The organism is Chitinophaga pendula (genome assembly GCF_020386615.1).
Classification (GTDB): domain Bacteria; phylum Bacteroidota; class Bacteroidia; order Chitinophagales; family Chitinophagaceae; genus Chitinophaga; species Chitinophaga pendula.
In genome coordinates, this window is record NZ_CP077769.1 from 13,304 (window position 1) to 25,910 (window position 12,607).

The 12,607-nt window shown below is 49.8% G+C and carries 13 protein-coding genes and 1 pseudogene; 7 read left to right on the forward strand and 7 right to left on the reverse strand.

All coding sequences use genetic code 11. The features are described 5' to 3' along the window. Positions 1-15 precede the first annotated feature (15 nt). The 4 genes from KTO58_RS00030 (at position 16) to KTO58_RS00045 (ending at position 3,711) form a co-directional block, all read left to right on the forward strand. Complete coding sequence (locus KTO58_RS00030; protein ID WP_095841349.1) at positions 16-477, forward strand: RidA family protein; 462 nt, start codon at positions 16-18, stop codon at positions 475-477. A 53-nt stretch (positions 478-530) separates the two neighbouring features. Beyond that, positions 531-1,637: a D-TA family PLP-dependent enzyme gene (locus KTO58_RS00035; RefSeq protein ID WP_095841348.1), complete on the forward strand. Its 1,107-nt coding sequence runs from the start codon at positions 531-533 to the stop codon at positions 1,635-1,637. 29 nt (positions 1,638-1,666) lie between these two features. After that, positions 1,667-2,737 (forward strand): dipeptidase, encoded by a 1,071-nt coding sequence (locus KTO58_RS00040; RefSeq protein ID WP_095841347.1) that lies wholly within the window; start codon positions 1,667-1,669, stop codon positions 2,735-2,737. 107 nt (positions 2,738-2,844) lie between these two features. Further along, on the forward strand, positions 2,845-3,711 hold the full coding sequence (locus tag KTO58_RS00045; RefSeq protein ID WP_095841346.1) for an alpha/beta hydrolase: 867 nt from the start codon (positions 2,845-2,847) through the stop codon (positions 3,709-3,711). A gap of 23 nt (positions 3,712-3,734) precedes the next feature. Here the strand turns inward: KTO58_RS00045 and KTO58_RS00050 are convergent, their stop codons facing one another. The 7 genes from KTO58_RS00050 to KTO58_RS00080 form a co-directional block, all read right to left on the reverse strand. Beyond that, on the reverse strand, positions 3,735-4,481 hold the full coding sequence (locus tag KTO58_RS00050; protein WP_095841345.1) for a hypothetical protein: 747 nt from the start codon (positions 4,479-4,481) through the stop codon (positions 3,735-3,737). A gap of 88 nt (positions 4,482-4,569) precedes the next feature. Continuing rightward, entirely contained in the window at positions 4,570-5,244 is a 675-nt protein-coding gene (locus KTO58_RS00055) for a hypothetical protein (protein WP_157753315.1), read from the reverse strand. 250 nt (positions 5,245-5,494) lie between these two features. After that, entirely contained in the window at positions 5,495-5,713 is a 219-nt protein-coding gene (locus KTO58_RS00060; protein ID WP_255613916.1) for a 50S ribosomal L9 C-terminal domain-containing protein, read from the reverse strand. A 19-nt stretch (positions 5,714-5,732) separates the two neighbouring features. Beyond that, positions 5,733-5,942, reverse strand: coding sequence for a 50S ribosomal protein L9 (gene rplI, locus KTO58_RS00065; RefSeq protein WP_225859976.1), 210 nt, complete (start codon positions 5,940-5,942; stop codon positions 5,733-5,735). A 6-nt stretch (positions 5,943-5,948) separates the two neighbouring features. Next, complete coding sequence (gene rpsR, locus KTO58_RS00070; RefSeq protein WP_095841341.1) at positions 5,949-6,215, reverse strand: 30S ribosomal protein S18; 267 nt, start codon at positions 6,213-6,215, stop codon at positions 5,949-5,951. A gap of 5 nt (positions 6,216-6,220) precedes the next feature. Continuing rightward, positions 6,221-6,571 (reverse strand): 30S ribosomal protein S6, encoded by a 351-nt coding sequence (rpsF, locus tag KTO58_RS00075; protein WP_095841340.1) that lies wholly within the window; start codon positions 6,569-6,571, stop codon positions 6,221-6,223. Between the two features lie 572 nt (positions 6,572-7,143). Then, the gene (locus KTO58_RS00080; RefSeq protein WP_095841339.1) at positions 7,144-10,428 is read right to left on the reverse strand and encodes an Ig-like domain-containing protein; all 3,285 of its coding nucleotides are present in this window, start codon (positions 10,426-10,428) and stop codon (positions 7,144-7,146) included. 452 nt (positions 10,429-10,880) lie between these two features. On the opposite strand from KTO58_RS00080, the gene KTO58_RS00085 reads away from it, so the two are divergent. The 3 genes and pseudogenes from KTO58_RS00085 to KTO58_RS00095 all read left to right on the forward strand — a co-directional run bounded on the left by KTO58_RS00085 (position 10,881) and on the right by KTO58_RS00095 (position 12,522). After that, positions 10,881-11,243, forward strand: a complete 363-nt coding sequence (locus KTO58_RS00085) for a helix-turn-helix transcriptional regulator (protein ID WP_095841338.1) — start codon at positions 10,881-10,883, stop codon at positions 11,241-11,243. Continuing rightward, a pseudogene (locus KTO58_RS00090) lies at positions 11,243-11,532 on the forward strand (HipA N-terminal domain-containing protein); the annotation flags it as partial. The gene KTO58_RS00085 and the pseudogene KTO58_RS00090, both read left to right, overlap by 1 nt. Next, complete coding sequence (locus KTO58_RS00095; RefSeq protein ID WP_198315071.1) at positions 11,533-12,522, forward strand: type II toxin-antitoxin system HipA family toxin; 990 nt, start codon at positions 11,533-11,535, stop codon at positions 12,520-12,522. It begins immediately after the preceding pseudogene. Positions 12,523-12,607 lie beyond the last annotated feature (85 nt).

Genomic DNA, 12,607 nt, shown 5'->3' on the forward strand with positions numbered 1-12,607 from the left:
AAACGCTTCATAAAGATGACACCAACAGAAAATTTCAAAGCATTAGGACTGAATCTGCCACCTGCCCCCTCTCCGCTGGGCGTGTATAAACCATTTCTGATAGACGGCAAGTATGTGTATGTATCCGGGCATGGTCCGGTGCAGGATGACAAGAGCCTGATCATAGGACGTATAGGCGATGATGTAGATATTGAGCAGGGTAAGCTAGCTGCGCGGCAGGTAGGGCTTACGATCCTGTCTACGCTGGTAACCAACCTGGGTAGCCTGGATAAGATCAAGCGGGTAGTAAAGGTATTGGGTATGGTGAACTGTACGCCTGACTTCGGCCGTCATCCCTATGTGATCAATGGCTGCAGCGAGTTGTTTGCCAAAGTATGGGGAGAGGAGAATGGCATTGGTGTGCGTAGTGCTGTGGGGATGGGTTCTTTACCGGATAACATCCCGGTGGAGATAGAGGCCTTATTTGAACTGGTATAATCATTATCGGAGCAGCAGACGCTGCTCCGTTTGTTTTTTTAATACGAACGGTTATGGAATGGTATGAGATCAGTAATATAGACACGTTGGATACGCCGGCGCTGTTGGTATATCCGCAGCGGGTGGAAGAGAATATCCGGCTGTTAAAGACACAGATAGATGATGTAAGGAGATTGCGGGTGCATGTGAAAACGAACAAGACGGCGGAGGTGGTGCAGCTGTTGCTGGATGCCGGTATCACCAAGTTCAAGTGTGCGACGATCGCGGAGGCAGAGATGCTGGGGATGTTGAATGCACCGGATGTATTGCTGGCGTATCAGCCGGTGGGGCCTAAGGTAGGTCGGTTGCTGGCGCTGGCGGATCAGTATACGCAGACATCCTTTGGTTGCCTGGTGGATAATGAAGGCAGTGCGCGTGCAATTGCGGATGCATTTGCGCTGGCGGGCGCTCCTGCGTTGCGGGTATGGGTAGACCTGAATATAGGCATGAATCGTACGGGTATTGTACCAGGTGATGCAGCTTTGGCTTTATATACATCGCTGCATCAGCTGGAGGGAATACAGGTAGCGGGTTTACATGCTTATGATGGTCATCTGCACGATGCGGACCTGGCCTTGCGAAAGGAAAAATGCGACGCTGCTTTTGGTACTGTAGCGGCGCTGGCGGAAGCGATCCGGGAGAAGGGATTACCTGCGCCGGTGATCACGGCCGGAGGTTCGCCTACTTTTCCTATACATGCCGGCAGGCAGGGGGTGGAATGCAGTCCCGGAACTTTTGTATTCTGGGATTGGGGATACGCACAGGGGCTGCCGGAGCAGCCATTTCAATATGCAGCATTGCTGGGCACCCGGGTGATCTCTGTGATTAGCGATACGCTGATCTGTGTGGATCTGGGGCATAAGTCGGTGGCGGCAGAAAATCCGCAGCCGAGGGTGCATTTCCTCAATGCACCGGCGGCTACGCCGGTGTCGCAGAGCGAAGAGCACCTGGTATTGCAGGTAGCAGACAGCAGGCAGTACCCGGTGGGCACCGTATTGTACGGAGTACCCAAACATATCTGTCCATCTGTAGCGCTGTATGATAAGGCGCATGTGATCGTGGATCATGTGTATGCGGAGGATTGGGTGGTGATTGCGCGTGACAGGAGTATTTATCTATAGTTTTCACTTTATCTTATTAGTATCAGCTTATGTTTATAATAGACGCTCACCTGGATCTGAGCATGAATGCCATGGAATGGAACCGTAACCTGCGGCTGGCGGTAGCAGATATCCGCCGGCGGGAGCAGGGGCAGACGGACAAGCCGGACCGGGAGAAGGGGGTGGTTAGTTTTCCGGAGTTAAGGAAAGGCAATATTGGATTGGTGGTAGCGACGCAGATCGCGCGATTTGTGGCGCCGGACAATCCGTTGCCGGGATGGTTCTCACCGGAGCAGGCTTGGGCGCAGACGCAGGGGCAGCTGGCCTGGTATAAGGCGATGGAAGCTGCCGGAGAGATGCGTGCGATCACTAACCTGGCGGAGTTAGAGCAGCACCTGGCGTTATGGCAGGACGGTACGCCTGCGGATACGAAGCCGATCGGGTATATCCTGAGCCTGGAGGGCGCTGACTCCATTGTGGATGTGTCCTATCTGGAGGGGGCTTATAAGAATGGCCTGCGGGCTATAGGACCGGCACATTACGGCCCCGGACGTTATGCGCAAGGTACAGATGCCACCGGGCATATGGGACCTAAAGGACACGCCTTATTACGCGAAATGGAACGGTTAAATATCATCCTGGATGCGACCCATCTTTGTGACGATAGTTTCTGGGAGGCGCTGGATCATTTTGGCGGGCATGTATGGGCGAGTCATAACAACTGCCGGGCGCTGGTGAACCACAACCGTCAGTTCAGCGATGAGCAGATCAAGGCATTGATCGCGAGAGGAGCGGTGATCGGCGGAGCGCTGGATGCCTGGATGATGGTGCCTAACTGGCAACGCGGAGTGTCGCAGCCGGAAGCGATGGGTTGTTCGCTGGATGTGATGGTAGATCACCTGGATCATATCTGTCAGCTGGCGGGTAATACCCTGCATATCGGTGTAGGATCTGACCTGGACGGTGCGTTTGGTAAGGAGCAGTGTCCATACGACCTCGAGACGATCGCCGACCTGCAAAAGCTATCGGCTTTACTGGAGAAACGCGGTTATACCCAGCAGGATGTGGAAAATGTCATGCATGGTAACTGGTTGCGTTTTCTGCGCAAAGCCTGGGCCTAGGGATGATAAAATGTATTATACGAGGAGCGGATCGTGCAGGGCATGGTCCGCTTTTCTTTTGGCCGGTCTACGGCATGTTATTTGTGCCGGAAGGATAAACTCCTCATATGTGCCCCTCCGGTTTCCGCTATCTGCTCCTTTTAATAGCATCCGGTTTTTGTTGTGTTGGTTGTAATAAAGTTGGCCGTTTTGCTGTTGGTGCATCTCCTTTACAAGACAGTATACTGCTGGATCAGCCGTATGGTAATGATCCTGCGCAGCGGGTGGATGTGTACCTGCCGGAAGGCCGGGTTTCGTCGGAGACCTGTAGTATGGTGTTCATTCACGGGGGAGGGTGGACGACGGGGGATAAGCAGGATTTTACCGATGCGGTAAAGGAGTGGCGGCGGCGTTATCCTAAATATGCTTTCTTCAATATGAATTACCGGCTGGCTACTCCACGGGAACATCACTTCCCTTCTCAGGAGGAGGATATGCAGCTGATGATTGATTATATACGGCAGCACAGTGCTGCGTTTAATATTACTACCCGTAAGGTATTGCTGGGTGCCAGTGCAGGCGCGCACCTGGCAGCGTTACAAGCCTATAAGCACAATGACAGTGCGGATATTACGGGGATTATCTGTTTGTATGGCGCTTATGATATTTCCTCTTTATTTGCCGAAGGCACCCCTTATGTGCGTAACCTGGTGATGCAGCTGATGGGGGCTATGCCGGAGGAGATCCCGGTGAATTATGAGGATGCCAGTCCGGTGCACTATGTAAATTCGAAGAGCCCGCCGACGTTGCTGATGCACGGTTCGGAGGATTCGGTGGCGCCGGTGACGAGTGCGCGGGCATTGGCCGCGAAATTGAAGGCAATGCAGGTGCCGGTGCAGTATATTGAGTATAAGTATGGGCACGGTGTGCCGCCTGAGGCAGCGATCGGTGCGATCCAGCAAATGGGGGATTTCAATCTCCGGTACAACAAATAGTGCTGTCTTACAATAGTACTGTCTTATTGCATAACCATTTTCCTATAAGTTTTCCCGTCTTTAGTGTCCATTTCTGAGGTGATATATTCTATCACCAAGGTTTTGTTGTCTATCCATTTAACGATGCCGGGCCCCCAGTTCTGCACTTCTTTACTACCTGCGTAGGTGAGTTTACCATTATGATGACTGAATAGTTGGAATCCGTTGGGGATAAACCCTGCTTCTATGTCGCGGGCGGCGGAGAGCACCCATTTGCCATCGGGGGATACGGTAGGTTCGCCCCACATATGGGTGGTATCGCCATTGTTGGTATCGACGAGGATGTAGTTATCATCTTCGAAGTAGAAGGCATGTATGCCTACTTTGTGGATCTGCGGATAGTGCCGGGAGTAGTGGTAGGTGCTGAATTGGTTTTCGGCGCTGTCGTTGACGATGGTGCGTGTTTTGTTATTAGCCAGTTGGAAGAGCAAGGTTTGTTCGTCGGTGCGTTTTACCAGGTTGGTTTGTGCCAGTTGTTGTGTTTCGGAGGTATCCGGGGTGGGGGTGGGATATTGATCGAAGGTTTGTTTGTCGGAAGGGTAGAGGAAGAAGGTGATGTTACCCATTTGGAGGGTATCCAGTGGCCGGGTAGCCAGGTTGGTGGTGGGAGTGGTACTGTTGCTGTTGCTGGCCAGGGAGTTTGTATTGGAGGTGGTATTGTTGTTATTGTTGCCGGTATTTGTACAGGCATAGCTGCAGGCGAGGCCAAGGGAGAGCAGGATATATTTCATATTGCTGGATTGCCGGGGAAAGGACCGGGGCGGACAAATGTACTCATTTCGTAATGTATATACCAGTGTTTGGTGTATAAATGCCGGATTACAGGGATTTAATGAAGTCGAGGTTACCATCCTGGAGGAAGCGGTAGGTACCGTTGGGGTCTGTGCAGGAGACGGTTATCTGTTGGCGGCGGCAATGTTGGCGGATGAAGGCGATGCAGTCGGCGCAGAGGGGGGATGGGACGGTATAGTGGGATTGGTGGGTGAGGGATAGTTGTTGAGCGGGATGCCGGAGGGTGAGGGATTGGGGGGAGGAGGTGATGGGAGGTAGTATGCGATGCCACCATTGGGGGGATTGGGTTTGGAAGCGGTATATCCAGCGTTCGACGGAGGCGTCGGCGCCGCAGGGGGCGATGCCCAGTGGAGTGAGGAGCCATACTTCGCCTTTGTGGGGGCCATGCAGGAGGAGTATCCAGAAGGTGTTACAGCCTTCGGCGGCGATGGCGATGTTGCCATAGGAGGCTTGAAGAAGTTGTTGTTGGAGGGCGGTGGTATCCAGGGGGAACAGGTGTTCGCGTTGGAAGGGGAATTCGAGTGGGAGTGTGTGGGTATATGGCAGTTGGGAACTATGGTGGTGGCCATTGGCATGTAGGGGCAGGAGGCCATAGAAGGGGCCCTGGAAGGTATCCGGGTGTAGCAGCAGTTGCTGGTAGGCCGGAGGGATGGAGACAGCATGTGTTTGTTCGAACACTGCTACATCAAGAGCTGTGGTCATTGTGGACGCTGTTGTAGTGTTGAATACGAGGGGGTACCGGCGCTTTTGCTGATCGGGAGAAGCTGTTGTTACGAATGGTAGATCGATATTATCAAGTCCTGTCTGGCCCGGAGAAGCGAATGGTTACTGGTAAGATACGAGGTATTGGTATAGGAGGATTTTGGTGACAGTCGGTACAAGGGATTATTTAAAGAAAACATCCCGGCCATGTTTGGGTCCGGGATGTTTTGGTCGAATATCTGAAAGGAGATTACTCCGCTACTACTTCGAATTCGAGTTCAGTTTCGTTGCCTTTACCGAAGTCGAGTTTTGCTTTGTAAGTGCCTAATTCTTTCACGTCATCCAGGATATGGATACGGCGGCGATCGATCTCGTAGCCTTTTTGTTCTTTGATAGCGCGAGCGATCTGAACGCCGGTAACGCTACCGAAGATTTTGCCGGAAGTACCGGTTTTAGCGCCGATCTTCACAGGGGCAGCTTTGAGTACTTCAACTACCTTCGCAATTTCTGCCAGCAGTTTTTTCTTCTTTTACTTTCTGCACTTTCAGGCGTTCCTGCAGTTGCTTCAGGTTAGAAGGGCTAGCTTCCACTGCAAATTTCTGCGGGATCAGGAAGTTCCTGGCATAACCGTTTTTCACGTTTACCAGTTCATTCTTCTGGCCCAGGTTATCAACGTCTTGTATTAAGATAATTTGCATAATAGCTTACTTTAAAAGGTCAGTAACATAAGGCAATAAAGCCATTTGACGAGCTTTTTTAATAGCCTGGGCTACTTTACGCTGGAATTTCAGGCTGTTACCTGTAATACGGCGGGGCAGCATTTTACCCTGTTCGTTAAGGAATTTCTTCAGGAATTCCGCGTCCTTGTAATCTACATACTTAATGCCCATTTTCTTGAAGCGGCAATATTTCTTCTGGCGCTTCTCGGTTTTTACGGCGGTTAAGTATTTAATTTCTTGTTTTACTGCCATAGTTTTTAAGCTTCAACGGTTTTAGAATCAGCGTTCACGCCATGTCTTTTGCGACCATTGTACTCAACAGCGTACTTGTCCAAAGCCGTGATCATGTGGCGTAATACATTTTCGTCGCGGTTCAGCTGGATTTTCAGCTTCTCATTGAGGTCGGATGGCGCACTGTATTCCAGTACCAGGTACAAGCCCGTGGTTTTTTTCTGGATTGGATACGCCAGTGATTTCAATCCCCAGGGATTTTCGTGCGTTACTTCTCCGCCGAACTCTTTAACGTAGTCAGCGAATTTTTTCTGAGCGGCTTTGTAGTCCTCCTCAGACAGCACAGGGGTAAAAATCACCATCAATTCGTAGTTCATAAATTTCCCTGTTTAAGTGATTAAAAAAAAATTTGGAGTGCAAAGATACGAAAAAAGCAATGCCAAACGCTAATTCCCGGAAATCATTTGTCTCAAAACCTTACTGCAAAGGTATTCCCACTGGGGCAAAGTACCATAAAAGATGGCAGCTGTTTGTTATAACCCGCTTACATATGTGTATTTATTGATATGCCGGAAGTGAAGGGTAGATATATCCGGGATTTTTACCTGTCTTTGACATAAGGGCGGGATATGCTCCGGCAGGAGGATTTTTATGTCATTGATATACAATTGTTTAGGAATGGGCTGCTTATAGGTTGTATAAGCGTTGTATAAGCATTCTATAGTGATTGTATAGGTGTTGTATAAGCATCCTATAGGTAAGGTATACTGGGGGTATACTCTATGTATACCAATTGTATAAGGTTGGATAGGGGTAGCTTATACCATGGTTATACGAATGTTATACGAATGCTATAGGAGAACTATAGGAAGGGGGGTGGTAGCGGGGCGAAAAAAAGGGGCCACTTTACGGAGTGGCCCCTTGGCGGTCAAGGTTTTGTCAACAAAGACTATTTAGGCACAAATATTTTCTTCACCTGTACATCTTTGCCGCTGTATACGCGGAGGAAGTAGATACCTCCGGGTAGGGTGCTGACGTCCAGGGTTTTGTAGTTACGTCCTTTGATGAAGTTCATCTGGCCTTGGTAGCGGGTGCGGCCTTGGAGGTCGACCAGTTCTACTTTGGCGGGGCCGGTTTTGTCGATATCGAGCCAGATCTGGAGGAAGTGGCCGATTAGGCACCAGAGGAGGTCGAGCAGCGGATTTTTGCTACGAACGAACACTGGTTGGAGGTCGCTATATTTTATGTTGCCGTTGAGGCTTACTGTTTTGAGGCGGTAGTAGGAGGTACCTAACCAGGGGCGTTCGTCGTAGGTCTGGTATTGGGACAGCTGGCTGGTGGTACCTTGTGCGGCTACGGAGTCTACTTTTTCGAAGGAGCGTTTGTTGAGTGAACGTTCTACTACGAAGTAGGCGGCGTTGGTTTCGTAGGAGGTATTCCAGCTGGTCTGTACCTGGTTGCCTGCCTGGGTGGCGGTGAAGTTATTCACCGGGATGGGGTTTGCCAGTTTTTTGAGGCTGTATCGGCTGAGTACAGGGTAGTGGTCGGTGGTGGTAGTGCTATAGGCAGCGACCAGTTTTTCGACCTGTTGCTGTACGCTGGCGGAGCCTGGCAGGTAGGCTATTTTCATTTCGTCGGAGCCCATTACGTGGTCGATCATGTCGTTGAAGCTGGCGGTAGATTTTTTACCGGCGAGGCTTAGGGGACGGGTGATCATGATATAGCGGGCGGAGTCGGAGATGAAGTCGATATAAGAAGAGGTGGTGTCGGGGGCGATTTCTGTGGTGATGGTTTTGTCGAGGTCGTCGTTGAAGTCGCCGAGGATCAGCACGTTATCGTAAGGATATTGGTGATCGAGGGAGTCTTTGAGTTCTTTGTTACCATCTTTACGACGTTGCCAGGACTGTCTTTTATCGGCGGCGCTGCCGGTATTGGCTTTGGCGTGGAGCAGTACGAACTTGATGCGTGCGGTATCGCCGTTCAGGTTGGTTTCTGCTTCCATGAGGTATGGGAACCTGCCGGAAGACCAGTTATAGTAGGCGTTGGTGCTGCCACCTTGTCTGAGTACGCCGTAGGTGTTGATCTTTTTCACTACGGACGTTTTGTATACGAATGCCAGTTTTTGGGCACCGGCATAGTCAGGATCGGCGGGGTTGTCGGCATAGGAGCCGAAGTCGGACAGCTGATAGGTGTAGCCTGGCAGCTGGCTTACCACGGATCTGATGCGGGCGGTGTCTACTACTTCTGCGAGGGCGAAGATGTCGGCATCCAGATTTTTGAGGATGGTGGTGACATTGGCCTGTTGGAGGTCGTCGTTGGCCGGATCTTGTACGGGGCTACCGAACCATTCGATGTTCCAGTTCACCACTTTAAGGGAGCGGAGGGAAGTACCGGAGAGGGAGGTAGTGGTGTTGTTGAGGCCAGTAGAAGTAAAGGAGAGGTTACCATTGTAGGTTTGGTCGGCGGCAGTAGGTGCGAACCTTACCCATATGGTTTGTGTGCCTGCGTTGGCATCTGCAGCGTTGATGCTGATGCTTTGGCTGTAGGTGCCGCTGCTATCGCGGGAGAGCTGGAAGCCGGCTGGTACGGATACGGTGAGGTTAGCGCTGAGGTCGTTGGCCCAGAAAGAGAGGCTTTGGGCGGCGGAGCGTTGGCCTGCGGGTACGTAGTCGAATTCCAGGGAGCGGGTGTTGTTGCTGATGGTGGGCGGTGGTGCGGTGGTGCTGTTGGTGATGCTGACATCATCGATGGTCCAGCGGGCGGCAGCCAGTGCGGGGGAGGAGGTGTATACGAAAGCGATGTATACGTTGTCCTGTTTGAAGTTGCTCAGGTTGATACCTTCTGACAGCTGCCATACATCGGAGTCGATGGCGGGGAAGCGGCCGTTGAGGGTAGACCAGGTAGCATTGCGGGGGTTGCCGCTGCCGGTATAGTCGGTAGATATGAGCAGTTGCAAGGAAGGGCCGGCGAAGCGGGTACGGCTGGCGAACTGCAGGAGCGGGAAGTTGAAGCCGGTGAGGTCGAAAGACGGGGAGATGAGCCAGTCTTCATTTTCTACGGCGCCGTTGCTGAAGCCGTTGATCTGTACGGCGTTGGTATTGTTCTGACCGAAGGTGGTACAACCCCAGGTTTGTGCGCCGGATACGCTGTATTGGAGGAACCCCCCGGAAATGTTGGTGCTACCGTTAGGGGAGCAGTCGTTGAAGTTGAATGCCAATGCCTGCTGGCCGGTGGTAAAGCGCCAGTGGATGCTATCGATGCCTGCGAAGGCGTTGCCGGCTACATCGGTGATGGCGGCGCTGTCGAGGCGGATGGCGTAGGTGGTGTTCGGTTTGAGTTTCACTTGCAGGGAGAGGGTGGCATTGTTGATGGCTACCGGTGTGTTGCCAACGGGGAATGCCTGTTGGGTACCCTGGGTGATGTTGTATAATATGATGTTGCCGTTGGCCGCTACGATATTTTCTGAGAAGGTGATCGCGGGCTGGGCTACTGGTGATACGTCGGTACCATTGTGTACGGGTGAGAGGGCTACCAGTTCGGGCGGGGTGTTGTCGCCGCCGCTGCTGCCGGCAGTGACGTTGTCTACTGCGAAAGCGGGGCGGGAGCCGGCGCCACTGATCTGGCGGTTGGCCCAGCGCAGCTGTACTACAGGTTGGTTATAGCAATCTGCGGGGAGCAAGATGCTTTTGGTAGCCACGTTCTGCGGGGTGGTTACACCGGAGCCGGTTTGGGTGGTTGTATTATTCTGGTATTCGGTGCCGGTGATGTTAGTGAAGGCGCCGGTAGTGCCGATGCGGTATTGCAGGATCACTTCGTTGATGCGGGTATTGGAGGTACCATCGTAGGGGTTGCGGAGGGTCATGACATCGTAGCTGAACTGGATATTGGTTTTACCAGTGGTGTTGAGGCTGAGTACGAGTGCATTGTCTACGCTGCCGCTGTTGAGGAATCCGGCTTTGCCGTTGTAATTATAGACGCCGTTGGCGGTACCGGAGGCAGAGCCGTTGGCGATAAGGGCTTTATCGCTGGCGGGCGCCTGGGTGTTGAAGTTGCCGGACGGTGAGCCTGTCAGTGTCCATCCACCCCATCCATCGGGGAAGGAGGTGGCGCTATGCGGCCAGGAGTCGAAGTGCTGCTGATAGGGCAGGGGCTGTGCAGTGGGTTGGGTTTGTGCGGAGACGAACCCTTTTACCAGCAAGCAATAAGAGAAGATAAGCAGTAAAGATTTCTTCATGCATTCAGGGATTTTGGGTATAGATATTTATTCGTGATTTAGTCTGGTGAATAGTTATACGACAATCGGGTCACAGGCGCCGGGCTAAAGGATAATTCATCATCTGGTGATCATTCCTGTAAAAAGGTGAACAGGCCACTAAAGTACGATAGTCGGGTGGCTTTTTAAGATGATTTCTTTGTTAAATGAAAACAGGCGGGTTGTCTTATTGGTGCTGTTAGTAGTAGTCTATAGGGATTTTCGTTTGGTTAATACATATTCACTTGAATTTGACGGTATGTGTATAGAATCGATCGTAGTCTCTAATTAATTTTTAATATAATTGATGGTTTTTTTAAGCATTAAACAACTAATTGTAGTTTAATGATGATTATTTACAGCTATATAGTTAATAACTTAATTTTCTTAAATTTGATGAAAATAATCATCATTAAAGGGATAAAATAATTATAATGACGGAAATAAATAACATTCCAAGATATGCCAGAAGTGATTTAGGATATCTTAGCATGATTGGAAGTTTTATAAGCCAGAAGCGCAAAGAACGCAAGCGGACACAGGAGGAACTCGCAAAGTCGGCAAACGTTAACCGTAGTACTATCCAAAATATCGAGAGAGGAAAATCGGTAAACCTACTTTCCTTAATACAGGTATTACGAGTTTTAGAGCAACTGCATGTGTTCGACTCATTTCTAGAAGAAAGAGCAATCAGTCCTTTAAAACTAGCAGAGCTAGAACATAAAGAAGTGAAGCGGGTAAGGGCCTCCGCAAAAATGAGCGTTCCAAAAAAGAACAATAGAAAATCAAATTGGTAATGAATACAGCATATGTAAATCTTTGGGGGAAAAGAGTAGGCGCTATATTCTGGGACAGCAATAGCAGAGTTGCCAGTTTCGAATACGAACCTTCTTTTGTTACCCGCAATTGGGACATCGCACCTCTTACTATGCCGATAGAAGTGGGAGTAATTTATAGATTTCCGGAATTGATGACTATTAATGCGTTTAAGGGATTGCCTGGATTATTGCAGATGTTCTACCCGACAGATACGGAAATACTTTAATTAATAGTTGGTTGCTAAAGAACAATCGGCCAACAGATAGTATGAACCCGATTGAAATGCTATGCTTTATCGGAAAGCGAGGGATGGGAGCTTTAGAGTTCGAGCCAGTAAATCCGAAAGGATCAGATTCCGCTACGAAAATTGAAATTTCCAGTTTAGTACAGATTGCTGGAGATATTCTAAACAACAGGGTATCCTTTGAAGGTCAGTTAGACAACGATGAGAAAGCATTATTGGATATCTTGAAGATTGGTACGTCCGCTGGTGGAGCTCGAGCAAAGGCTTTAATCGCATTTAATGAGCAAACCAAAGAGGTAAAATCTGGTCAGGCTGATGCTCCAAAAGGATTTGAACACTGGTTAATTAAATTTGATGGTGTCCACGATAGCCAATTTGGAGAAACCTATGGCTACGGTCATGTGGAAATGGCATATTATCTGATGGCAAAAGACGCAGGCATAGACATGATGGAATGTCGATTGCTGGAAGAAAACGGACGGGGACATTTTATGACAAAAAGATTTGACCGTATTCCTGGCAAAGGTAAAGTTCATGTACAAACTTGGTGTGCACTAACGCACCGCGATTTTGCTGACATTACTTCATATAGCTATGAAGAGTTATTCGAAACCATGAGGATGCTTGGATTGGAGTATCCTGACGCGGAACAACTGTTTAGGCGAATGGTATTTAATGTTATCGCAAGAAATTGCGACGATCATACTAAAAATTTTGCCTTTATTATGGGCAAGGATGGGGAGTGGAAACTCTCACCTGCGTACGACGTGTGCCACGCTTACCGGCCCGGAAGCCCTTGGGTAAGCCGTCATTGCCTTAGCATTAACGGTAAACGGGAAAACATTACGCTTGTTGACCTATTAGAAATTGCTAAAGCAATGAATATCAAAAAGTCACAGGTTATAATCGATGAAATTAAGACAGTAATTGATCAATGGGAAAATTATGCGCTTAAAGCAAGCGTCAAGCCGGAATTAACAACAGCAATCAGTAAAACATTACTGAAACTATAAAACGGCAGTGAATATGTTGCCATCTTGTCAGTTTGCCAGGTGCTGGCATAACCTTTGAAAAAGAACACCTGAAATTAAAAATCTG